The sequence below is a fragment of the Streptomyces sp. NPDC000345 genome (assembly GCF_042898825.1).
GTDB lineage: Bacteria > Actinomycetota > Actinomycetes > Streptomycetales > Streptomycetaceae > Streptomyces.
The window spans coordinates 26,205-49,850 of record NZ_JBIAZE010000024.1 but is presented as its reverse complement, the minus strand read 5'-3'; the positions used below and the strand labels follow the sequence as shown (position 1 = coordinate 49,850).

Below are 23,646 nucleotides of genomic sequence, written 5' to 3'. Positions count from 1 at the left end.
CTTGATCGTGTCGAGGTCCTGCAGTTCGATGGCGGCGGCAGCGAGGTGGCCGGCGGTGCTGAGGAGGCCGGCTCGGACGATGCGGGAATCGGCCGGGGGTCCGGGTGGGCTGCGACCACGGCGATCGCGTCCTCGGCGCGGCCGAGACTGGCGAGGGCGAAGGCCCGCCACCGGTGCTGGAACTCCACGTGGCCGTGGTGGGGGACGGTGAGGGGATGGTCCAGGAGGTAGAGCAGTTCCTGAGCTCCTGTGCTGCGCGCTCCGCCCAGAACCACTCGCCGCGCTCTTCCGCCGCTCGGATCACGGAAAGAAACGAGCGGCCCCGAACAGCGCGTGACGCTCGCCGACGCTCTGCGTGCCTATACGCCCGCGTGGCAGGACTTCGCCGGCGACTGGAAGGGCACGATCGAGCCGGGCGGGGCAGCGGACCTGTGCGTTCTGGACCGCCCACTTCTGGACCTCGACCCGCACGACATCACCGGCGTCCAGGTCGACCTCACCGTCTTCGATGGCCGCGTCGTCCACGAACACTGAATCCTCGATCCCCCGTTCGGAACCGCTGACAACCGTTCGCCATCAAGCAGGTGGACAGGCTGTGGCGCACGGATGGCATGGGGGAACCCGATGGACAGGCGGATCAGGGGAGCGGCCTTGGCCTGCGCCCTTCTATCGGCAGGCTGCACGGTCGGGCCCTCGGCCGACCCTCGCCCCGCTGCGCCGTCTGGCTCTGCGGTGTCCGCACAGCCTTCCCACGGTGCCTCGGATGCGAGCGCGGCCGTCGAGGCCGCCTACCGCAAGTGGGGCCTGAAGCCGCTGGCCGCTCCGCCCGCACCACCCGCTGCCAAGCCGGTGCAACTCCGGGCCGGCGGCGGCCAGGTGCCGGTGATCAGCGAGATACCCACCGACAAGAAGATCGTTTTTCTCACCTTCGACGACGGGGCGGAGAAGGACCCGCGGTTCGTGACGATGATGCGGGAGCTGAAGATCCCCTTCACGATGTTCCTCACGGACTCCGCCATACGCTCCGACTACGGCTACTTCAAGAAGCTCCAGGCCCTCGGCAACGGCGTCCAGAACCACACGCTGACGCACCCGAACCTGCGCACCCTGGGCGCGTCTGCTCAGAAACAGGAAGTCTGTGGCCAGCAGAGCAAGCTGAAAGACCATTACGGGACCATGCCGCGTCTGATGCGTCCGCCCTACGGCAACTGGAACGAGGACACCCGCGCCGCCGCCGCGTCTTGCGACATCCAGGCGATCGTCCTGTGGCGCGAGTCCATGCAGATCACGAACATGCAGTACCAGCGCCCCGGCAGGAAGCTCCACCCGGGCGACATCATCCTTGCCCACTTCCGCGGACCGTCCGAACTCAAGGGCACGACGATGACCGAGATGACGGCCAACCTGCTGCGTCACATCCAGGAACAGGGTTACACGGTCGCCCGTCTGGAGAACTACCTGTAATCCCGGTGCCCCACACCGAACGGCCGAGGGCACGGGGCCTCTCTGGCTCGGCAGTTCCCGTCGGCGGTGGCGTTCACGGAGCCGACATGTTGCCTCGGGTGGCCTTGAAGTAGGGGCAGATCCGGTGGGTGGCGGCGGCCAGTTCCGTGGCTGTCTCTGGGCTTGATCCGCTTTGGCGGACATCCGAGATCAGGGGTTCGGCCCCGGGAGGATGTCCATCATGGAGAGCATGGGGAAGAAGAAGCCTCGCCCTCGTCGCTCGTTCACGCCGGAGTTCAAGGCGGAGATCGTCGCGCTGTGCCGACGCGGTGACCGCTCGGTCGGTCAGATCGCCAAGGACTTCGATCTGACCGAAACCGCGGTGCGTGACTGGGTGAAGCAGGCCGAGGTCGATGCGGGCGAGCGGGACGGCCTGACCAGCAGCGAACGCGAGGAACTGGCCGCACTGCGGCGGGAGAACCGCCGTCTGCGCGAGGACGTCGACATCCTCAAGCGGGCCACGGCTTTCTTCGCGAAGGAGACCCGGTGACGGTGCACCCGTTCATCGAGGCGGAGAAGCGTGCAGGTCACAGCGTCAAACCGGCGTGTGAGCTGCTGTAGGTCTCCCGGACCGCCTTCTATGCCCGCCGCGCTGCGAAGCCCCGCCCCCGCGCGGTCCGTGACGCCGAACTGGCGGAACAGATCGCCGACGTCCACACGAGATCGCGGGGAACCTACGGCGCCCCACGCGTCCATGCCGTACTCAAGCGGGCAGGCGCCGGATGCGGCCGCCGACGTGTCGCGCGGCTGATGCGGACTGCCGGCCTGCAGGGCCGACACCGCAGACGACGACACCAGACGACGGTCCCCGATCCACGAGCTGCCCTGCGGCCCGATCTCGTCGCGCGGGACTTCCAGCCCGACCCCGCGAGCCTGGATGCCCGCTGGTGCGGCGACATCACCTACATCGCCACGGAAGAGGGCCGGCTCCATCTGGCCACCGTCATCGACATCGCTTCCCGTCGCGTGGTCGGCTGGGCGACGGCCGACCACCTGCGGACTGATCTGGTCGCCGATGCCCTCACGGCCGCCTGCCGCAAACGCCGCCCCACCCGTCCGGTGATCTTTCACTCGGACCGTGGCTGTCAGTACACCAGCCAGCAATTCGCCGTGCTGGCAGACCAGTTGGGGGTATGTCTGTCGGTCGGCCGCACCGGACAGTGCTGGGACAACGCACTCGCCGAGTCGTTCTTCGCCACCATCAAGAGGGAGTTGCTCAGCACCGGCCCCTGGCCCAGCCGGGTCGCCGCCCGCACCGCGATCTTCGACTTCATCGAGGGCTGGTACAACTTGCACCGTCTGCACAGCAGCCTGGGCTACCGCAGTCCCGCCGAATACGAGACCGCACTCGCAGCCTGACCACCACACCAATGGTGTCCGTCGAAGCGGAACAAGCTCACCACCCCAGACCTCCGCGGTGGCCCGGGGATCGCCTGCGGTCAGACGTGTCTCAAGGTGCTCGGCCTGGTGAGCGGGGTCGTCTGCGGAGATCGGGAGCGCCATCCCGGATTGGAGCCAGGGTCGGTCCGCCTCGCTCCGGATACGGGGATGCACCTGGACGAGGTGGATCCGATCGGGTTCCGTGCGGGAGGCCCAGACGCCTTCCAACTCCTCCCACTTGGCCCGCCAGTCCACGCGTCCCCTCAGCCTCGCCTCAAGCAGCCCTGCGACCGGTCCGGCCGGACCAGGCGCCGTCAGGATCGGTGCATCTGTGCTCTCTACCCGCTCACCCGCAGATACGCGGAGACCGCCTCGTCCGCCGGTGCGTTCGGCGCACGTCTGTCTGACGCCTCGGGACGTCCCACGCTCGCCAGCGCCGCGACCACGGCGTCGTTGGCCTCCCGGCTGCCGATGGTGACCCGGAGTCCCTCGCCGGGGTAGTGGCGTGCCTGAACGCCGGCCGCGGTGAGTGCCATGGCGCCCTCGTCGACCGGATCGGGCGCGTGGAGCCAGAGGGAGTTGGCGTGGCTCGGGTGTACGCGCCAGCCGAGGTCGAGGAGTCCGTGCCGCAGCCGTTCGCGTTCGGCGACGACAGCGTCCACGCGCCGGCGCAGCTCGCTGCCGGCCCGTAGCGAGGCCTTGACCGCAGCCGTTGCCACCGCGTTGATCCCGAAGGGCAGCTGTTGTCGGCGGATCCGCGCCACCAGGTCGGGGACGCCGAGTCCGTAGCCGACCCGGAGGGCTGCGAGGCCGTAAGCCTTGGAGAAGGTGCGCAGGACGAGCAGGTTGGGGTGCGAGTCCAAGAGGGCGTGCGTGTCCGGCAGAGCGGAGTGGCGGGCGAACTCCACGTATGCCTCGTCGAGCAGCACGGTGACGTGTCGCGGCACCTGCCGCAGGAATGCCGACAGGATGTCCGCGGTGATGAGGCTTCCGGTGGGGTTGTGGGGATTGCACAGCACCACGACGCGGGTGCGGTGGTCGAGCGCCGCGAGCAGGGCGCCCAGGTCCTGGTGTCCGTCCGGTGACAGGGGCACGGGGACAGGGTGCGCGCCGACCATCGTGGCCAGGAGGGGATAGGCGTCGAACGTGCGCCAGCCGTAGGCCACTGCGTCGCCGGGTCGGACCACTGTCCGGAGCAACTGCAGGGCCACGCCCACCGATCCGCTGCCGACCATGACGCGGTCGGAGGTCACCTGGCACCATGCGGCGATCCGCTCGGTGAGGTCGTCGGGATGGAACTGCGGGTAGCGGTGGGCCTGTGCGACGGCTCGTTGCATCGCCCTGCGTACCGAGGGCAGTGGGGGATACGGGCTCTCGTTCAGGGCAAGTCGGTGCAGCACCGGGATGTCCATCGCTCAGCCCCGTCCGCCGTGCCAGCGGACGGCAACGGCACCGGCGAAGTCGCCCGCGTGGGCGAATCCTCCGAGCACCATCAGGTTGCCGTCCTCGACCTGCCGGGAACTGATCGCGCGGTCCAGGGTGATCGGGATCGCCGCGCCGAACAGATTCCCGTACTCGTCGAAGGTGTTCAGGTGCCGTTCGGCCGGCAGTTGCAGCGCCTCCCGCCAGTTCCGCAGAAAGGTGCGGTTGGGCTGGTTGGTGATGAGGACGTCGATGTCGGTCGTCGCCACGCCGAGCCGCCGGCACAGGTCCGCGACCACCTCGGGAACCAGACGGTTCCCGCGAGCGAGGACCTTGGCGACGCTGGCGTCGGTGAAGCCGATTCGCAGTTGGGACTCTCCCGGTTCCCAGTACTTGCGGCCGTCGTCGAGCGCTACGGTCATGTCTCCGGCATACTCCCCGATGTGCCGGGTCTCCACGTCGAGGATCGGCGCGTCGGACGACGTCGTCACATACCCCACACCGCAGCCGTCGCCCGGGATCGCCGCCTGTGCGAGCCTGCGCACCTGAGACTGGGTGAAACACTGGCCCGCGGCGCTTTGGGCATTGCAGATCAGGGCGGTCTTCGCATCGGTGGTGGTGAGGAGCTGTCGGGCCAGCTTCAGCATGTACACGAAAGATGCGCAGCCCGCGTTGCCAACGTCGACGAGCCACTCCGGCGTGAGGCCCAGTCGACGCGCCACCTCGGTGCCGGCGCCCACGAACGGCAGGTCCGGCAGCTGGCTGTGCACCAACAGCACGTCGACGCCTCGGATCTCGTCCCTGCCGTGCCGTTCGATCAGAGGCTGCACGGCGCGTTCGATCATGTCCGCGTTGGTCTCGTCCGCGGCCACGTGGTGCCGTAACGGCGGGACCTTGAACATGGGGTGGTTGCGGAGCTTGTCCTCGGCTCCGGGGTACTCGGTGTAGAACTCCGCGGGGACCGGCTCGCCGGGAAGGTAGCTCGCGACGTCGGTCAGGCTGGCCGTCGTCACTGCTCCACCGCCCGTGCCGGAGCCACGCTGACCGGCAGGCCGTTGCGGTGGCGGTGTTCCAGGATCGCCTTGAGGTTGTTCATCTCCACGGTGTGCCCTGCGTAGAAGAGGTCCCAGTAGTCGCCGACCCAGGGCCGGTCCGGGCGGGGTGCCTTCTCGGGATGTGGGTTGGCGTCGTAGTAGGGGTGCCGGCAGTTGGTCCAGGTGATCACAGAACCCGGCTTGTCCAGCACCAGACGGGCCGGGACGACGCGCATCAGGTAGATCATCCACAGCTTTTCGCCCTGGTCCCAGGAGCAGTGGTAGTCCACGGTCATGGTCTCGGGGCTGGCGACCACCTTGCAATAGATCCTGGTGTCGTCCTCAAGCCGGTCGTGGCCGATCCACAGCCCCGGCGTGCCGGAGGGTGCGAAGTCCCTCAGGCTGCAGGTCCACTCCTCCAGGTGGTGCCCCTGGCGCAGATAGTCGTAGGCCGACTCCGGGGGGCAGTCGACGTACGTGTGGATGGTGCAGTACTGCCCGTAGACCTGATGGTGTGGGTAGACGGAATGGGTGAGCTCCATGCAATGGGCGGTCAGTTCGTCCTTGCCGGGGTTCTCGATCCGCATCAGACCTGGGATGTCAGCCAACGTGGGCGCTTCCTCGCTCATTTGAACTCTCCCTGCTCTCGGTGTTGTTGGTGCTCTCGCTGATTTCGGTGAAGGACTGGAAGGGAAGGAACGGCGGAATCTCCCGCGGGTCGCAGTTCACCGCGACGAACGCCGGGCCGCTGCCCGCATTGCCGCGCAGCAGCGCCGTGCGCAGTTGCGCGGCGTCGCGGGCCCCTGTGGCGTAGAGGGACGGGAAGGCGGCGGCCACACCGGCGGCGAGGTCGGTCCGTGCGAAGAGGTCGTCGTTGCGGACGCCGCCCTGGAAGAACTCCTCACGCAGCGCGCACATGGCGTGGGCGTTGTTGTTGAAGATCACGAAGGTCACGGGTGCGGCGTACTCCACGGCGGTGTGCACCTCCATCCCGTGCATGAAGAAGGCCCCGTCTCCCGCGACGACGTAGGTGCGTCGGCCGGTGGCGAGCGCGGCGCCGAGGCCGGCACCGAAGGTGTAGCCCATCCCGCCCATGCCGACCGCCACCACGAAGCGGCCGTGGCGCGGTGCCGGGAGCAGATGGACGGCGCTGGCGCCTGCGTTGCCGGCGTCCACGAAGACGTGCGCGTCCTGGGGGAGTGCCGCCTCTACCGCGGCGACCGCCTGGACATAGGGGATGGTTTGCCCACGGGCCTGCGAAAGCCGGCTCGGCACGGAGGCGGGAAGGGGACCAGCGTGCGGCGGACAGGGACGCGGCCCGGGCGGTAGGCGGCCGGTCACCGCACGCAGCGCGTCCCGCAGGTTCCCGCCCAGCGCGGTGCCTGCCACGAACGGCGGTTCGGGGCCGAGGCAGACGACGTCGGTGGTGGCCAGGGCCCGCTCGAGACCACCGCGCGCCAGGAGCGGCAGTCGGGTACCGACCAGCAGGCATACGTCGGCTTGCCGCAGACAGTCTTCGACGTTGGCGTGGCCCATCACTCCGGCCACGCCTGCGAATCGGGGATCACGGTTGTCGAAGACGTCCTTGGCGTCCGGAGTGACCGCCACCCATGCCCCCAGGCGCCGGGCCAGTTCGGCCAGCTCCGTACCCGCGTCGGCGGCGGCCACATCTTCACCGGCGACGACGAGAACGCGGCCGGCCTTGCGAAGGGTGTCCGACACGGTGGTGAGGGTGGCTCCGTCGAGCCGCGCCGCCGGTGTCGTCGGCGTCGGCACGCACGGCTTCGAGCCCGCTCCGCGTCCGGGCATCTGGATCTGTGCCCGCTGCACATCTTTGGGCAGTAACAACACGGCCGGCCCGCGTGGATCGGCCTGGGCCGCCGCCACTGCCCGGGGCAGCAACTCCGCGAGCGAGTCGGCGTCATCCACTCGGGCGCAGAACCGGGAGACAGGTGCGAAAACCTCCCGAGCATCGAAGGAGCCCGCCTTGCCGCTGGAGTCCTGGAACGCCCCGTGGCCTTCCTGGCCGGTCGGCGGCTGGCCCACGAGAGCCAGCACGGGCACGCGCGAGGCATGGGCCTCCGCCAGACCCGGTACGAGATTCATCGCCCCACCGCCGGAGGTGGCGGCAACAACGCCGATGCGCCTGGTGGTACGTGCGTATCCGTCAGCCATCGTGACGGCGGAGAACTCGTGTTTGGCGACGATACCACGGACGGTGCCGCAGCGGTGCACGGCGTCATACAGGTCCTCGATGTTCGCGCCGCCGACGCCGAACACGTGGGTGACGCCGGCCCTGGCGAGTTCCGCGACCAGATAGTCGACCAGGCGTACGGTTTCGGCCTCGTGCAAGTTCGAGGTCGTGCTGGTCATACGGGGCTCCTCTCTTCCTGGTGGTTCCGGTCGATGAGGCCGGATGGCGAGATGACCTGGAAGCGGTGCCGGTATTCCTTGGGAGTGAGTCCCAGGGTTCTTCCGAAGGAGCGGAAGAACGTCTCGGTCGCGGTGAATCCGCAACGGCCGGCTATCTGGCTGATCGCCAGATCGGTGGTCTCCAGCAGCTCGCGGGCGCGGGCGATGCGTGTCCGCTCGACGTACTGGCCGGGTGTCGTGCCCACCTCGCGCCGGAAAACACGGGCAAAGTTGCGCTGACTCATGTTGGCCTGCCGCGCGATCTCGGCCACGGGCAGCGGGTGGTCCAGGTTCCCCAGAATCCACTCCTGTGCTGCCCGGATCGGCGGGTGGTCGGCCAACTGGGCATCGAGTACGGCGCTGTACTGGGACTGTCCTCCGTGGCGCTTGAGAAACAGCACCAGAAACCGTGCCGTCTCCAGCGCGAGCGCCGCACCGTGATCGGCCTCCACCAGAGCAAGCGCCATGTCGATACCCGTCGACACGCCCGCGGAGGTCACGAAGGGGCCGTCCCAGACGAAGATCGGCTCGGCGTCCACCGTCACATCCGGATAGCGGCACGCCATCGCCTCGCTGTACGCCCAGTGCGTGGTGGCGCGTCTGCCGTCGAGAAGGCCCGCCTCGGCCAGCAGAAAGGATCCGCCGCATACGGAGGCGATTCTGCGCGACCGGGCTGCTGCCCCGCCGATCCAGGAGATCAGCCCCCGGTCCCGAAGCGCGTTGTGCAGACTCCAGCCGCCGGGCACGAGGAGCGTGTCGATCGGCCCCTGCCCCGCCTCCAGAGGGGAGGCTCCCACCACCACTCCTGAACTCGTCCGCACCAGTGGTGCGTCGGCGGAGACGCAGTCGATGCGATAAGGGGCGCCCGACGAATCGAGGAGCCGGTTGGCGGTATCGAACACTTCAATCGGTCCGGTGATGTCCAGGGCCATCGCGCCCTCGTACACCACCACAACAACACGTCGCTCCAACACAGTCACAGCCTGTATCGATCGTCGCACTGGCTGCAATGACAGATTACTGACGGATCCTGCCAACGAGCGGTCGGTAGACGGGGGAGAGGGGTGCTGGCCAGGCGGTTCGTATGTCCGGCCGCCCAGCGCTGCGTGAGGCAGCTCACAGAGCGTCGGTGCAGTGGGGCCGCCGCGCCCACGCACGGCGCCGTAGGGAGACGCGTGCCACCCACGAGTTCCACTGTGTGTGCTGAGCCGACCTCGGACCACGGCCGCGGCCGTCGACCTGGTCGGCGGAGGGTGGTGGTGTTCGCTCACCCGGCTGCGGTCAACGGTCGGCCCGGGGCGGATGACATGCCCGCTTCCTGACCGAACCCTCCCGCATCCGCGCCGTGTGGCCTGCCGGTGGACCCGTGTGCTGACCCCTGTGGTCTCGTGCGCGGGACAAGCACGAGACCTGTCATGGATGGATCAGGACCAGGCACTCACCCCCGATCACTACGAGGCCTGGCTCGACCACACCACCAAGACCCCGGGCAGCTAGGCGCTCTGCTCGATCGGCACTCAGGCCACCACCTGGACGCCAGACCCATCCCCCGGCCGTCAACAACGTCCGCTACAAAGGCCCTCAGCGTCTCGAAGAGGTCGCTCTGTAGCCCTCCCAGAGGCCGATGCGACGCCCGACACCGCCATCGATGTTTCACCGCGATGCTCTTGTCCTGAGCATCGATGGGGCTGCACGCTCCAGTGCCCGCGAGATGCGGTCCGGTGACATTCTCAGACGAGTTGGCCTTCACGGAAGGAATCGCACGACTGGGATCCGGCTCCCAGGCACTCGGCGCCCTGGCATGGCTGTGGGTCGGTCACCCCGCGGCCGGACCACGAGGCCGGTCGCGGTGAGCACGCCAGGCAGCGAGCGCTTCGGTCCTGCGGCCGGCCGGATGCTCGGCATGCCAGTCACGCAGGAAGCGGTTGAGTTCGAACTGCGATCCGATCTCCTGAAGCTGCGCAGCGGCCTGGCGTGTGGTGCGCCAGTGGGCAACGGCGTCGGCCAGGGTGCGCCCCGCGCCTTCGGCTACGAACGTCCGCATGTGGGCGTCGAAATGGAAGCCCGGGCCGATCTCGCGGCGGAAGTACTCGCGCAGCACCTGACTGCACCGCTGGCCCTCGGGAATCACGGTGGACGCGCTCACTGGCGCGGTGAGCTGGCGGCCGGCGCTGCGGGTCCGGGGCGGCGCAGACGGCGGGGCGACACCGTCCAATGCCGCCCGTAGCCGCTCCGTCAGCGCCGCTTTCCGGCCGCCCCGCGGCACCCCGAGCTCCCGGGCAAGCACGGTCAGTTCGGCCAGTGTCCAATACCAGCGGGCCAACTCGTCACCGCTCAACGCGGCACTCAGCTCTGGTCGCACCTCAGCACCTGAATTCGAACCCATGTTCCCATAATAGGAGGGGCGGTAAGCTCAACGCTCGGCGAGACGAACCGGCGGCCAGCCGCGGCGCAGTGAGAATCTGGCAGCTCGCATGAGGCCGAGCGAGAATCCGACAGCTTCACTGCGACAGGACGGGGCAGGGGTGCCGCTAGCGAACGGCGAACCAAGTGCCATGCAGCTCAATGTGGTGCTCACCGAGTGGATCGTAGCTTCGACCTTGGCGGGAGGGCGGTAGTGGCTGTCGGATCCGCCTGTCGCTCCCGCGTTCAGGAGACGTGTCGGACCGGTTCTGCTCCGGTTTGGATCAAGAAGTCGGTGATTACTTGGGCTGCTTCCGCCGCCCCCTGATCGGGAGGGCTCGCCCTGCAGGGCCTCCCTTTCCTTCCGGCCCGGGGTGGGGTGGCCCTGTCAGGCGGTCAGCTCGAAGATGCTCCGAGCCGTGAGCCACAGGCCGACAAGCAGGGAAAGCGTGACAATCAGCTGTTCCTGGCGCTGCGCGAGTCCGCTCCGCAGGGCGTTGAGCCGGGCGTTCGCGACGGCGGGCGCCCGGAGCATGTACAGCTGCATGACGATGAGACTGGCAGTGGCCAGGAGACAGTAGCCGGCCAAAGTGATCCAGGCGGCAGCGGTGGAGAGGTTCGCGTCGACGGCGGTCGCCGCGCCCGCGGCGACCAGCGCCCAGGGCTGCAGCATCCACGCCAGTCCGGCCGCAGCGGCCGGGGAGGCGTTGTCGATCCGGGCGGTCCACCGCGGCGGCCCGTGAGGGCGGGGAGGACGCCGGTGACGGTGAGCGCCGTACACGACCAGTGCAAGGCCAATGGCGAGTTTCGCGGCGATCACGGCGGTGGAGGGCACCGTGTGGAGGGCTGGGGGCTGACCACCCGTCAGGAGCAACACACAGGCGATGACCACGATCAGGTTGGCCAGCCATGACAGCAGGAACGCCGCCCCCTGCCGAACGCCGTGCCGCGTGGAGAGCAGCAGGATGAAGGCGCTGTTGTGCAAAGGCCCCAGGGTGACGGCCGTACCGATCACCAGCAGGTCGAGGACCATCGGGTCAGCCGCTCCACGGCGTCGGGGCCGTCAGCCGCCTGTGGAGGGGCGAGCCGGCCGGCAGGGTGAGGCGGTGCTGCGGTGTCACACCTCGACTCTGTCGGCGGTGAACCGCCTGGTCAAGCAAGCCACACCCGCTCGGCGGCACCGGCTGGAGGGGCCCGGGGTCACCGAAGGTCCACTCCAGCCGGGCGTCAGGTTTGCCTGACTCCGTCGCTGCGACGGTCAGATCAGACCCATGAACTGCAGGGCCAGCGGTTGCATGCCGCTCTGCGGCAGGCCGTGGCCCACGCCCTGGACGCTGATTGCTTCGACCGGTGCGGTGGTGCCGGTGCCGCCGTACCGGGTTCGGGTCCAGTTCGACTTCGGGTGGTCGGTGAGGGCGGGCGTCTGGTTCACCCCGAGGACGTTGGTCCACTGCTTGATCTCTTCACCGAACTCGACGTAGCTCAGTGTGGTGTCCTGCGTGCCGTGCCACACCTGCATGCGCGGGCGGGGCCCGGTGTAGCCCGGATAGGCGGTGCGCACGAGGTCGCCCCACTGCTGGGGCGTTTTGGTGATCCTTCCGCCGGAGCAGTCGCTGTTCCACTCCGAGCCGTTCGTGGTGGCGAAGCAGCCGAAGGGCACGCCGGAGAACGCCGAGCCGGCCTTGAACACGTCGGGGTAGTCGCCGAGCAGGACGTTCGTCTCCATCGCTCCGGAGGAGAAGCCGGTGGCGTAGACCCGGTTCGGGTCGGCGCCCCGGTGCTGCTCTTCCCACCGCACCATCGACACGATGCCTGCGGGGTCACTGCTGCCGTTGTGGGTCAGGGCGCGTGGTGACGACACGTCGAAGCACTTGCTGCTGCGGGTGACCGACGGGTACACGACGATGAACCCGTGCTGGTTGGCCAGCGAGGCGAACTCGCTGCCCGAGTACATGGCCGGTCCGGAGCCTCCGCAGTAGTGGTTGGCGACAAGGAGCGCCGGGTGCGCACCGGCGTTCTGCGGCACGTATTCGTACATCCTCAGGCTGGACGGGTTGTAGCCGAAGCCGGTGACTTCGGTCAGCGTTCCCGCTGCCGGCGTCGCCGCTGAAGCCGGCACCGGTGCCGGCAGCGCACCTGTTGCCACCGCCAGGCACGTGGCGAGGAGCCCGATCAGCGTCGGAAGTAACCTCTTCATGGGTGGGATGTCTCCGTTTCTGTGGGGGGTCCGTTGCCCCGGGCCGCGCGTTCCGGCGGCGCCTTGGGAGCTCGGCGGTGTGTGCCGCACGGGTCGCAGCCGTGAGCGCGTCGCTCATCAGTGAGCTTGCTCGGCGGTGAGCGGTCGTCTCACCCGCTGCGGGAAGGGGCTTCAGAACTGTGTGAAGAGTTCCCAGACCTCGTCCGGCACCCAGGTCCTGGAGCCGCTGTCACCGGCGGCGCCGTCCTGGGGTGCGGCGATGTGGCCTTCGTCGAATGCGGCCCACCTCACGGGGTGCCCGGCGGAGCATCCTGAGTAGGAGGTGACGCGGTGGGTCCGGCTGCCCTGTGCGGGCTCGGGTGGGTTCTGGGCGGAGCAGCCGGTGGAGGCGTACAGGGCGCGCACGGTGCTGTGCGCCGCGACGCACGGTGTCCCACCGGCGGCGTAGAGGTCACAGGGGCCCGAGGCGTCCGCCGACGCCGGGCCCGGCGGGATCAGGGCGGCAAGCAGCGTGGCCGGGAGAGTCGCCACACACGCGGCTGCCTTGGCCGCCGAATGACGGGCGCTGGGTGCGCGACTCGGTGGGGGGACGACGAAAAGGGGCGGGAAGGAGCGTTGGGCTGCTGGGGGCATGCCGGACTCCAGGGTGTGGTGAGCGGCTTCGCTCCCACACCGAGGGCTGATCCGTACTCACCGGCGAGGAGCAGAAGGGCCGTACCGGAAGGGGCGGTGCTGGTGCAGCGGGAGCTGTCGCGCGTGCGCCGTACGGGATCCGGAGGTGTCGACACCGGTCCCGGCTCAGTTGTCCGAAAAATCGAACGCCGCTCGGTGTTTCGGACTCTTTGGATGATAGGCATCCGATCGCAATCGTCAATGGCCGTCGCCTGATTTCGCGACGGCACAGTGGCGGACATCAGCCACTGCGGTGACGTGCCCCTCTTGACCTGTCCGGCATCCGGCTCGCTTCACCCTGATACATGTGATGACTTCCTGTGGCGCAATCAAGCCCATCTCCGCCGTCCCTGTCATTACGGGATCGGTTCAGATGTCCGGTCCGGTCGCTTGCCGCAGGCCCGCCGTGCACCCGACGTTCCCCGTAGACACCGAACCATCGTTCGGTCGATGCGGCGCTCAGTACTGGAGGCGAGTCCGGGACAATGCCTGGGCATCGCGTCGAGGACCGCCTCGGGCGGCATCGGCAAAGTGTTCGTGGCCAAGCTGGCCGGACCGAAGCCAAGGCGTGCGTTCATGGACGCGGCACGGCCAACGCCCCCTCCCCACGACACAACGGTGGGACTCGTGCTCAGTTCTTCCTCAAATGATCTCCCGAACGGTCGGCTGCACGGCGATGATCGAACAGAAGCCGAGCAGGAGCGACGGAGTGGCGACGGCCCAGCCACGGTGCTGGGCAAGGCAAGGGGGATGCGATGGCCAAAGCGGTGCGAGCCTCACTGGGCGAGATGTGGATCACGTGTCAGGTCTGCAAGAGCGATCTCTTCCGCGAACGAGGGGTAAAGCTCAACAGCACGGGCGGGGAGTTGTTCAATCTGGCCTGGGCAGATGAGACCGCCACGGGGCTGATCTGTCTGCGTTGCGGTTTCGTGCACCTCTTCGTCAATCGGCAGATACAACTGCACCGCGCCAAGGCCTAGGAGGGCGGTTCGTGAGGTGATGGCGGTCGTAATGCGGGATGTCGTGCTTTTGTTTCGGCCCGAGACCGTCATCCAGCCCATCGGCCCACCGCTGCTGACCACCCGGGGGAGCTGGGACCTGCTCGGCTCCGCGCGGCTGTACCGGCCGGCCGCAGTAAGGACGACAAGGTCCTCGTCGATCCGAAGTGGGCCGACATCCTCACCGACGCGGACCGGCGGGCGGTGTCCCCCTACGGCCGGTTCGAGCTCGACATGAACGGCCGCCTCGACCTGCACCTGACCACCGGTGTTCGCGGAGTTCCACCGCGTGCCGGCTCCAGGCGGCCACCTGCTGATCGCCTTCAAGGCCGGTGACGAACTCCGACGTCTGGATAAGGCATACGGGCATGAGCTGTGCCTCGACGTCTACTGGGTCTCTCCCGACCGCATCGCCGAGCTGCTGAGTCAGACCGGGCTGGCGGTGGACGCCCGGCTGATCCGCGAGCCGAATGAGCAGGAGAAGCCCCGGTGAGGTCGGCAGGCGTACTCCTGGCCCGAAAGCTGGTGTGGACGGGAACAAGAGCCGGCGACTGCGTCGGGGGTAGGAGCCCGCGCCACCCTCCGCCTCCCCCGGCCGAACACCCCGTCACAGCAGGGGTGTTCATCACTCGGGGACGGGGGTGCCCTGGTGGTAGTAGAGCCGCCATCCGGTGTCGCTCTCGCCCTTGCGCCACAGGGAGCTGCGGCGGGCCCGGCGGCCGGCGATGACGCTCTCGTACGTCAGGTGCACGAGGTCCGGGGCGAGGAGCACCCCGCGCATGCCGGAGACCTCGATGCGCGGGCCGTCCGCTCCGCCGTGCAGGGTGGGCAGGGCCGCGACCATCTCCTCGTACGTCCAGCGTCGCCCGGAGGCGCCGATCTCGATGAACTCGGGGTCGAACAGCCGGACGCCGACCGCGGAAGCCCGGACGGCGGGGTCGTGGAGGCGCAGTTCGCCGTCCTTCGCTGCGGCGATCGCGGCCTGTTCCTCGGAGTTCCCATTCGTGTCGATCATGGACGCATCCTCTCCCGCTCCGGAGCCCTCGGCAAAGGGGCGTCGGGTCCCTGTCCGTTGACCGAAGTGGAGGACATGGCATTCCGGGCCGCAGCGTGCCTGGTCGCTTCTGCAGTTGCGTCACGGAGTTGAACCGGGGGGATACGCCGAGGTGAGCCCGGAAGCCGCCACTATTTGATCTTGAAGCCTCTCGCGGGCAGCCGCCGAGGCAGCCCGGTTCAACCCCGTCGGCGGGCAGAGGGTCCCGCTCGGCGACATGTCGGGCGGCTGCGTCGCCGCGGGGCGGGCGTACCGCTCCAGCCAGCGCACGGAGGCGTGGCGGGAGCGGGCCGGCAGCATCGGTGTGGAGGGGCCGCCCTCCGCGTCGTGCGTGAGCGCGGAGTGCCGCAGCCGTTACAGGGTCCAGCCGTCCAGGTCCTCGATGCCCTCGGGTGAGGCGAGCGGGTTGGCCAGCAGTCGGGAGTTCTCCTCGAAAATCTTCTCGGCCCACCGGTAGGAGAGCCGGGCCCGGCCGGTCCCGGGGCCTACGTCGAGCGTCGGCGTTCCGGCGGGAGCTTTGCGGTCGGTGAGGAACAGCGGGCCGCTGATGCGGCGGGCGATCAGTCGGGGTAGCAGCTGGGCGGTGCCGGGCTGCCAGTGAATCCAGCGCGCCGCCCCTGGCAGTGATCCAGCCGCGTTTGTCCTGCTGGTGTAGGTCTTTCACGATCAGGCACAGCACCTCGTCGGCCCGAGCGGCGGAATCGTAGAGTATTTCCAGAACGTCTTCTCCCGTAGGGCGACGTCCAGGCGCCATAGGGTGGCGATCTGATCTTCCGCCAGGGCCTTGGTGCGGTCTGGGTGCCGGCCGCCGCTCGATGCCGATTGTCGGACCACCTTCGATCCAGCCCTGGCGCTGCTACCAGCCGATCGCCTTGCGCGCGATGGACAGTTCCCGGTTGACGGTGTCGGCGTCCATCTCGCCCGCCCGCCCGCCCGCGCCGCCGCCAGTTCGGCCGGCACCTCCGGCAACGCCGGGCCGTGGATCGCCGTGACGGGGAAGACAGGCGGCTTCGCGCCCCGGCGGGCGGGTCCGGTCGGGGCCGCTCCGCCGACGAACATCCAGCCCCACGTTGCCACTGAGATCCGGTAGAACCGCGCGGAGGACTTCGCGATGCCCGCGCCGGTGAGGGAGCGCTCGACCGCCGCGGTGTACGACGCGGGAGGGGTGGACAGGGGTACCACTCGGAGCGGAGTTGCCGCCACCGCCAATCGCTGTAACGCCGGCCCTCGCCGCACCGGGGCCGGCCTAACCTAGCCCCGAGCATCACCCTGCGCGACATGTCTGTTCGCCGTAGCCATACGAGAACGGGGCCTACGAAGGGCGCACCGCGCTGCCCACCAGCCAGCGCGAGAGCGATCCCGCGCACCCCCCGGCTGGTCTTCCCCATCGAGTCGGGGCTGCCTGCATCCGCGCACCGGTGTCGGGTACTTGGGTGTGGTCCCTCGGCTGCCCGACGGTCGTGCTCAGACTGACTTCGTTGGCTGGCTCCGTTGGAGGCGCCGGCAGCCTAGTTCCACTGGATGTCGGCGAGGCTTCCAGCGGCGCCCGATCGGCCACGGCTTCGGGACGGCCAGGGTGTCGCCCTTGTGCAGTGCGGCCGGGAAGAGGAGCTGGGTGCGCTTCTCGAGTTCGCCGAGGGTGACCTGGAAGACGCGGAACTCGTCGAGGTCGAGGGCTTCGAGCTGGTCCAGGTTCTGGGTGAGCAGGAATGCTTTGGCCTTCAGGGTGCCCTGCTCGGTGAAGGTGATGACTGACGGACGCCGGTTGCATCGCCGAGGGCCCGCGCATGGGGCGAAGACTTCATGATGGCCCACGGTGCGATCACTCCTCGGGGGCGACAGAGTGTTTCTGCTGCCGGGTGACCGCGTGTCCGACCCGCCGTCGGCAAGCCGCCGAGCATCACCGAGGTGCATTCCTCAGTCGTCTTTGCGTTGGGCATCGTGGGCGCACTGGTTCCGGAGATCGCCCGGCTTTACGGAATCGTCGATTCGTATCTGAACGGGTTGTAGCGTGAACCCCGGCGCGGTACGAGACCCGGATCGGTGTCGGCGACACGGTAGTGGTCTGCCGACCCCATCAGCTGCGTGAGACGGCGATCTTGGTTTCCTGCCTGCCGACCGCCTGCCGCTTGTCGTCACCCTCGAGGCGCCGCCGATGCCGGAGGCGGGAGATGACCGCGTGTGAGGCGATCGCGCACACGCTGCTACGGGCCGGGATCGAACGCTCCTACCTGTACTTGGGAACCACCGCCGGGCGGCTGGACTCGTCGCGCGGCCGGGCTGTTCCCAACGGTGAGACCGCACTGGCCGCCTGCTCGATGCTCGCTGACGCCGCTGTCGACTCCGACCACGAAGTGGCGCGCGTGCTGCTCCAGGAGATCACGGTGCTTCGGCGGGTCGCCGAGGGCACTGCGTACGGCACACGGCAGCGTATGTGGACGCCTTGCTCGGCGAGTTGGGAACGCTCGCCATGCACCCACACGGCGGTCGGCGGCATAGGCGGTGGTGGCGTCGGCGGGGATAGGCCCTCTGATGCTTGGAGGGGGCCTGGTGGTGTACAAGGCTGTCGAGGTGGCCGATGAGGTCGGCTTCGCCGGATGCTGAGCGTGGCCTTGCGTGGGTGATGTGGTGGCCCTCGAGGAAGCGGTGGAGGCCGAGGTTGTAGACCTCTTCGCCGTTGAAGAGGTTCGCCTTGAAGCGGGTGTAGAGCTCGTCGCGGTCGAACCACTCGATGCGGGTGCGGTAGCGCTCGAGGGTGGGATGCTGCTTTCTGCGCCGACGCGTTCGCTGAGGTGGTCGAAGAGGGCTGGAGGATGTCTTCGGCGCACTTCCGCCAGCTGCCGTGGAAGTTCCTCTTGTTGCTGTATCCGCTCGCGATGCGCCGGCTGGATGGCTTAGTTGATCTCTGGGGCCGGCGTTTGTTGGCCGGTTCCGGAGGTAGTTCGTGATCACCGGTTTCATGAATGTCGAGGAGACGTGACGGCACTGGCTGGGGGTGTTGCTGAGCGGGGTCTCAAGCTGCCGTCGGTTGGTCTTGGAGTGGGCCGGCGACTTCAGAAGTCCTCAACCGCTACTGGTCGGCGGCAGATGGCTGTGTCTGGCTCCAGATGCGGCGGGAGTCCGATAGGGGGTATGCGGTGTCGGTGGGGGCGGTGTTCCAGATGCGTGTGGTGAGGAGGTGGGCGTCGAAGGGTGCCCACCCGGGGTCGCCGGTGGCAGCGAAGGAGGTCCATGCGGTGCGGATCTGGTGGGACAGGGCGGCAAAGTCGGCAGGGGTGGGGGTGCCGAGGAAGCGAGTGGCATAACGGGTCTGGGGCAGGCCGAAGATGAACGGGATGTCGATTCCGTGGGCGGCGCCGATCGGTCCCTGCCAGGCGAAGTCGTAGAGCCAGGTGCGACCGCCGGTCTGGGCGTGTGCTTCTGCGGTGAGGGTGGTCGGCATGCGGACCAGGCCGTCGGACATGAGGGTGGTGAACAATTCGGCGGTGGTGCTGTCGGGATAGGCCGCTCGGTAGGCGGGTGCGGCGTCGGGAGCGAGGCCGAAGTGGGTGGCGGTGGCTCCGAGATCGATCCGGGCCGGGTCGGCAGTGGGCGGGAAGCCACGGTATTCGTCGTGAGTGAAGCCGCAGAGCAGATCGATATGGCGGGCGGCCCGTCCGTCGGCGAGGGCCTGCCAAGGAGCGGCGGTGACCAGCTCTGTGTCGATGACCGGGGCGAAGGCACTACCGGGGCGTCCGCCGGTCAGCTGCCTGTCCGGCACATCCAGGAGAGCTTCAGGGGGCAGTGCGGCCAGGCCGTCCCGGGTGGGCGTGGTGCCGACGGCTGCTGCGAGCCGTTCGGTGACCTGCTGGGCGGTGGGCGCGCTGAGGTGGCCGGTGGGAAGGCTTTGCACGATGCACCGTCGGAACAGGCCGGCGGCTGCTGGCGCGGCGGCGAGCAGGGCTGCGGAGGCGCCGCCTGCGGACTGGCCGAAGACGGTGACGTTGCCGGGGTCGCCTCCGAAGGCGGCGATGTTGTCCTGAACCCAGGCCAGTGCGGCGAGCTGGTCCAGCAGGCCGCGATTGTCGGGGGTGCCGGGCAGGTGGCCGAAGCCCTCGAAGCCGGTGCGATAGTTGAAGGTCACGATGACCACGCCGGATCTGGCAAGAACGGAGCCGTCGTAGTGCGGCATGGATGAGGCGCCGTACGTCCACTGACCGCCGTAGATCCACACCATCACGGGCAGGCGCGCGGTTCCGGGGGATGGGGTCCAGACGTTCACCGTCAGGCAGTCCAGGCCGTCGCCGGACTGCCACACGGCCGGAACTCCTGGGGCCGGCGGTTGTTGCGGCGGCGCGCTGCCGAAGGCGTCGGCTTCCCGAGCTCCGTCCCAGGCATCTGCGGGCTGGGGCGGCAGGAAACGCCGGGCACCGTCGGGGGCGGCAGCGTACGGGATGCCCTTGAACGAGGCGATGCCGTCGTGGGTGCGGCCGCGGACCAGGCCTTGCTGGGTCTTGACCGTGTCGTGCATGTGTTTCCTTTCGGGGAGAGCCCTCGCGTGACCTGCCCTGGCAGCGAGTGTGGCGTTGTCAGGGTGTTTCGCGTCAGCTCAGGGACTGCCGACGACGCGGCGTGCGAAGCGCAGCATTTCCAGACGAGACGGCGACTCATCGTTCACGCGTTCGATTCTAGGGGATGGGCTCCCTGCACCGCCGACCCGGCCCCGCCCGGCCCGACGTGTGCCGACTGGCTCGCACGCATCGACATCCACTCGCCCGACCGCCGCCGCTGCTGCTACGGGGTGCTCGCGGTCACGACACGAGTCGTCGACCCTCCCGCCCTGGGGCGACGATGCCACGGCCAGTGCCGGGACCGAGTGATCGCCGGACTCCGGCAGAACTGGGAGGCCGGCCGATCCAGGCAGCGCCGTTACCGGGTCACCCTGTGGGCAGAAGGCCGGCCGATGCTGAAAGGCTGGTGTGACGCCCCGGCCGCCGCGGAGGACAAAACAACGCGGCGGATCGGTGCGTGCGGAGGCCGGGACGGAGCCCGCATCACCCTCGACCACGAGGCGACGGGCACCCGGCTGATGAGCTGGCCGCCATATTCCCTTTGTCCTTGGCCCGGCGGCTGCCGAGCGCGGGTCATGCGCCGGCGTCCGGGCGCAGGTCGATGAAGCCGGCGCAGCCGCACGTTCCGGGCGGATCGACTGGGAGTATGGGGGTGCCGACTCGACACTCGCCCCGTGGACGAATACTGCAGCTCTCGATTACCACTACTCCACCAGTGGCATGTCGACACGTGGACATGGAGATCGTGGCGATCGCGGGCTCCCCGGCCCGCCCCGCTTACCTCGTCGTCCGGCTCCCGGACGGCACCCTCGCCCAGGCCGCGCAGCTGGACAGCAGACAGCGCGCCGCCGTCGGCCGGGCGCTCGCCGCCGGCGTCCGGGAGGGGGCCTTGAACGAAAGTCTGTTTCGGCAGCTCAGAGGGTACGGCGAGATGGCTCCCGAAACGCTTCACCCCAGGTCCGGGAGCGCCGTCCGTTTGCTCGGTGCTTCGACCGGCACGAGAGGGTAGTACGTCGCCGACGGCCACCAGGCCGCGGGCGGTGTCGGTCGCCGCGCGGGTCCGGCGCTCCGGTGCGGGCAGCACGGCCGGCACCGGGCCGGCGGCGTACGCCAGGGCGCGGTCGGTGTCGCCGAGCTCTCGGTGGATCCCGACCCTCGATGCCCGGAGCACGTCTGTTTTCAGCCATGCCTCTATGACGTCCCTGCGCGGAAAGGTACTTCCGCCCTGGAGCATGCACCTGACATCTTGCATCCACCACTCGTTTCGTACGGCCCGGCCGGTGCCCTCAGCGCGGACGGGCCGTCTCCGGAGGACGCATTGATACCCCACATATCCAGCCGCCCTAGACGTACGCTGGTGCTGGCGGCCACGCTCGGCGCCGCCCTCGCGTTCGGCGCCCCGGGAGCCCTCGCGGGCACGCTCCCCGTCGTCCCCTCTACCGCGCCGGCCGCCAAGGCCCACGCTCCGGCCGCCGCGCCGGCTTCCCAGAGTGCGACCTGGGTGGCCGGGACGCGTGCCTACCTCGTGATCACCGCCCCCGGTGACAGTTCGGCGGTCCGCTCCGCGATCGCGTCCAACGGCGGCACCGTCTTCTCGAACTTCGACGCCATCGGCGTGATCGTCGCCCACTCGGCGTCCAGCGGATTCGCCGCCACCATGCGCGGCGTCGCCGGCGTGCAGCAGGTCGGCGCCACGCGCACCTCGGACGTCCCGGCCGACGCCTACAACCCGGCAGTCCCTGCCAGTCCGTCCCAGGCCTCGACCCCGGCCGGAGAACCGGTCCGGGCCGACATGAGCCAGATCAAGGCCGACCAGGCCTGGGCCGTGAACCCAGGCTCCGCCTCCGTCAAGGTCGGCATCCTGGACACCGGTGTGGACGACCAGCACCAGGACCTGGCGCCCAACTTCGACGCGGCCGACTCGGTCTCCTGCGCCTACGGCAAGCCCGACACCCGTGCCGGCGCCTGGCGGGACGTCGACACGCACGGCACCCACGTAGCGGGCACCATCGCCGCGGCCAGGAACGGCAAGGGCGTCGTCGGCGTGGCACCAGGGGTGAAGATCGCCGCGGTCCGGGTCGCCGAGCCGGGTAACTCCTTCTTCTTCGCCGAGAACACCATCTGCGGCTTCGTCTGGGCCGGTGACCACGGCTTCAAGGTCACCAACAACAGCTATTACACGGACCCGTGGCAGTTCAACTGCCCGGACAACATCGACCAGGCCGCCATCGTCGAGGGCGTCAAGCGCGCCCAGGAGTACGCCGAGGGCAAGGGCTCCCTCCAGATCGCCGCCGCGGGCAACGAGAACTACGACCTCGCCCACAAGACGACCGACTCCGCGAGCCCGAACGACTCGACGCCGGTCACCCGCACCATCACCAACGCCTGCCTCGACATCCCGACCGAGCTGCCGGGCGTGGTCACGGTCGCGGCCAACGGCACAGGCGTCACCAAGGCCTCGTTCTCCAACTACGGGCAGGGCGTCATCGACGTCGCGGCGCCCGGCAGCAACGTGTACTCCACCGTCCCCGGCGGCGGCTACGGCAGTAAGAGCGGTACCTCGATGGCCACCCCGCACGTGGCCGGCGTGGCGGCACTCATCGCCAGCGCCAACCCGGGCATCACCCCGGCGCAACTCCGCGCCAAGCTGGCCGAGCAGGCCAACGACATCGCCTGCCCCTCGGACAGCCGCTGCACGGGCACGACGGCCAACAACTCGTTCTTCGGCGAAGGACAGGTCGACGCCCTCAAGGCCGTCGGGACCACCCCGCCGACCGGCAAGTACTTCGAGAACCTCGCGGACTTCGCCATCAACGACAACGCGACCGTGGAGAGCCCGATCGCCGTAACCGGTGTGACCGGCAACGCCCCGGCCACCCTCAAGGTGGGTGTGGACATCAAGCACACCTACATCGGTGACCTGAAGGTCGACCTGGTGGCACCGGACGGCACCGTCTACACGCTGCACAACCACGCCGGCAGCAGCGCCGACAACATCACCCAGACCTACACCGTGAACGCCTCCTCGGAGGTCGCGAGCGGCACCTGGAAGCTGCGCGTCAACGACAACGCCGCCTCCGACACAGGCAAGATCGACGCCTGGAACCTGACCTTCTAGCGCAGGGCCCGCAACGCCCGCGTACGGCACGCACAGCGCCGACGACAGCTCCCCGCCCGCGGCCGCGGACAAGGCAGGCTGCGGTCTGTTCGGCCAGGGCTGCGAACTGCTGGGCGGCACAGGGCATATGAGCCCCGACGGCGGTGTACGCCGCGGTCGGGGCCACCATGCCCGAGGCGTCCAGGAAGGCCGCGGACGGCCTGGAGTCGGTGTCCAGCTCACCGTGCGCCTCACCGACGAGCTGCAGGGCTGTGTCCGCGCTGCCCGTACAGGCAGCGCGGACACGGCCCCGAGGAGTGCCGGCCGGCTCGAGCGGCGGGCCACCGTCCCGGCCCGGACCGCGGAGGCGGCCTTGCCGCGGGAGGCCTACGCCTTGCGCACCGACTCCTGCTAAGCGCCCGCGAGTGACCCTGCGCGCGGCATCATCCTCACCACGCATGGTTCGGGAGGACTCCAGTGCCGCTGTAAGCACGGCACAAAAACGCCGCCCAGGACGCCACCGGCAAGGAGGCCGAATGCGAGGGAGGCGGGGCACCGAGTTCCGCACACGGTTTCGACCAAGCCCCGGCGAAGGGGGGTTTGTCTCGGAGCAGGGCCCAGAGGACGTCGACGCGTCGGCGGGCGAGGCACGAGCCGTGCCGCGCGGCCGGCCCAGGTGTGCCGGCCGGACGGGCGCGCCGGAGCCGCAGCAGGACGGACCATGGCGCTGCGGGGCCTGCGCACCGGGATACCCCCCGACCCGGCGCGCAGGCCCTGCTTGAGGGAGTGGCGCATGAGAGATCACCGAACGGTGCGGGCGGGTTCTGCAATCTCAAGGCGGGAGCGGGTTTCACCACGGTACTCACGAACCGCGTCACGTCCTGCCGCTCACCACCGCGGTAGTTCGTCGCCGGTCCCGGATCG

18 protein-coding genes and 1 pseudogene are annotated in these 23,646 nt (G+C 69.1%); 7 read left to right on the top strand and 12 right to left on the bottom strand.

The annotated features are described in order from the left end of the window. The first annotated feature begins 249 nt into the window (after window positions 1–249). The 4 genes and pseudogenes from ACFY30_RS37370 to ACFY30_RS37355 all read left to right on the top strand — a co-directional run. On the top strand, window positions 250–534 hold the full coding sequence (locus tag ACFY30_RS37370) for an amidohydrolase family protein (protein ID WP_390849598.1): 285 nt from the start codon (window positions 250–252) through the stop codon (window positions 532–534). A gap of 90 nt (window positions 535–624) precedes the next feature. Then, a complete protein-coding gene (locus ACFY30_RS37365; RefSeq protein WP_390849597.1) occupies window positions 625–1,464 on the top strand; it encodes a polysaccharide deacetylase family protein in 840 nt (279 codons plus the stop codon). 220 nt (window positions 1,465–1,684) lie between these two features. Further along, window positions 1,685–1,993 (top strand): transposase, encoded by a 309-nt coding sequence (locus ACFY30_RS37360; RefSeq protein WP_390849595.1) that lies wholly within the window; start codon window positions 1,685–1,687, stop codon window positions 1,991–1,993. A 131-nt stretch (window positions 1,994–2,124) separates the two neighbouring features. Next, window positions 2,125–2,862, top strand: a pseudogene (locus tag ACFY30_RS37355) (IS3 family transposase); the annotation flags it as partial. A 359-nt stretch (window positions 2,863–3,221) separates the two neighbouring features. Here the strand turns inward: ACFY30_RS37355 and ACFY30_RS37350 are convergent. The 9 genes from ACFY30_RS37350 to ACFY30_RS37310 form a co-directional block, all read right to left on the bottom strand. Next, on the bottom strand, window positions 3,222–4,295 hold the full coding sequence (locus ACFY30_RS37350) for a histidinol-phosphate transaminase (protein WP_390849593.1): 1,074 nt from the start codon (window positions 4,293–4,295) through the stop codon (window positions 3,222–3,224). A 3-nt stretch (window positions 4,296–4,298) separates the two neighbouring features. Further along, a complete protein-coding gene (locus ACFY30_RS37345) occupies window positions 4,299–5,318 on the bottom strand; it encodes a 3-oxoacyl-ACP synthase III family protein (protein WP_390849592.1) in 1,020 nt (339 codons plus the stop codon). After that, the gene (locus tag ACFY30_RS37340; protein WP_390849591.1) at window positions 5,315–5,947 is read right to left on the bottom strand and encodes an SRPBCC family protein; all 633 of its coding nucleotides are present in this window, start codon (window positions 5,945–5,947) and stop codon (window positions 5,315–5,317) included. The genes ACFY30_RS37345 and ACFY30_RS37340 overlap by 4 nt, the downstream gene beginning before the upstream one ends. Continuing rightward, window positions 5,940–7,712, bottom strand: a complete 1,773-nt coding sequence (locus ACFY30_RS37335) for a thiamine pyrophosphate-binding protein (protein WP_390849590.1) — start codon at window positions 7,710–7,712, stop codon at window positions 5,940–5,942. Before ACFY30_RS37335 ends, ACFY30_RS37340 begins: the two co-directional genes overlap by 8 nt. Continuing rightward, window positions 7,709–8,704: a GlxA family transcriptional regulator gene (locus ACFY30_RS37330; protein WP_390849649.1), complete on the bottom strand. Its 996-nt coding sequence runs from the start codon at window positions 8,702–8,704 to the stop codon at window positions 7,709–7,711. Before ACFY30_RS37330 ends, ACFY30_RS37335 begins: the two co-directional genes overlap by 4 nt. A gap of 863 nt (window positions 8,705–9,567) precedes the next feature. Beyond that, window positions 9,568–10,137 (bottom strand): DUF6434 domain-containing protein, encoded by a 570-nt coding sequence (locus ACFY30_RS37325; RefSeq protein ID WP_390849589.1) that lies wholly within the window; start codon window positions 10,135–10,137, stop codon window positions 9,568–9,570. A gap of 405 nt (window positions 10,138–10,542) precedes the next feature. Further along, entirely contained in the window at window positions 10,543–11,187 is a 645-nt protein-coding gene (locus ACFY30_RS37320; protein WP_390849588.1) for a GAP family protein, read from the bottom strand. Between the two features lie 225 nt (window positions 11,188–11,412). Then, a complete protein-coding gene (locus tag ACFY30_RS37315; RefSeq protein ID WP_390849587.1) occupies window positions 11,413–12,351 on the bottom strand; it encodes an alpha/beta hydrolase family esterase in 939 nt (312 codons plus the stop codon). A 171-nt stretch (window positions 12,352–12,522) separates the two neighbouring features. Continuing rightward, window positions 12,523–12,882 carry an arabinofuranosidase catalytic domain-containing protein gene (locus ACFY30_RS37310; protein WP_390849586.1) on the bottom strand — a complete coding sequence of 120 codons (360 nt, stop codon included), beginning with the start codon at window positions 12,880–12,882 and terminating at the stop codon, window positions 12,523–12,525. A gap of 896 nt (window positions 12,883–13,778) precedes the next feature. Here ACFY30_RS37310 and ACFY30_RS37305 point away from each other — a divergent pair. Then, window positions 13,779–14,003 carry a hypothetical protein gene (locus tag ACFY30_RS37305; RefSeq protein ID WP_390849585.1) on the top strand — a complete coding sequence of 75 codons (225 nt, stop codon included), beginning with the start codon at window positions 13,779–13,781 and terminating at the stop codon, window positions 14,001–14,003. Between the two features lie 307 nt (window positions 14,004–14,310). Then, window positions 14,311–14,514: a hypothetical protein gene (locus ACFY30_RS37300; RefSeq protein WP_390849584.1), complete on the top strand. Its 204-nt coding sequence runs from the start codon at window positions 14,311–14,313 to the stop codon at window positions 14,512–14,514. A 132-nt stretch (window positions 14,515–14,646) separates the two neighbouring features. Here the strand turns inward: ACFY30_RS37300 and ACFY30_RS37295 are convergent, their stop codons facing one another. From ACFY30_RS37295 to ACFY30_RS37285, 3 genes are all read right to left on the bottom strand, one after another. Beyond that, window positions 14,647–15,036, bottom strand: coding sequence for a DUF4440 domain-containing protein (locus tag ACFY30_RS37295; protein ID WP_390849583.1), 390 nt, complete (start codon window positions 15,034–15,036; stop codon window positions 14,647–14,649). 1,503 nt (window positions 15,037–16,539) lie between these two features. Beyond that, window positions 16,540–16,890, bottom strand: a complete 351-nt coding sequence (locus ACFY30_RS37290; protein ID WP_390849582.1) for a hypothetical protein — start codon at window positions 16,888–16,890, stop codon at window positions 16,540–16,542. Between the two features lie 1,255 nt (window positions 16,891–18,145). Continuing rightward, on the bottom strand, window positions 18,146–19,585 hold the full coding sequence (locus tag ACFY30_RS37285) for a carboxylesterase/lipase family protein (RefSeq protein WP_390849581.1): 1,440 nt from the start codon (window positions 19,583–19,585) through the stop codon (window positions 18,146–18,148). A 1,397-nt stretch (window positions 19,586–20,982) separates the two neighbouring features. Between ACFY30_RS37285 and ACFY30_RS37280 the strand changes: the two genes are divergently transcribed. Beyond that, window positions 20,983–22,743, top strand: a complete 1,761-nt coding sequence (locus ACFY30_RS37280; protein WP_390849580.1) for a S8 family serine peptidase — start codon at window positions 20,983–20,985, stop codon at window positions 22,741–22,743. Window positions 22,744–23,646: the final 903 nt, after the last annotated feature.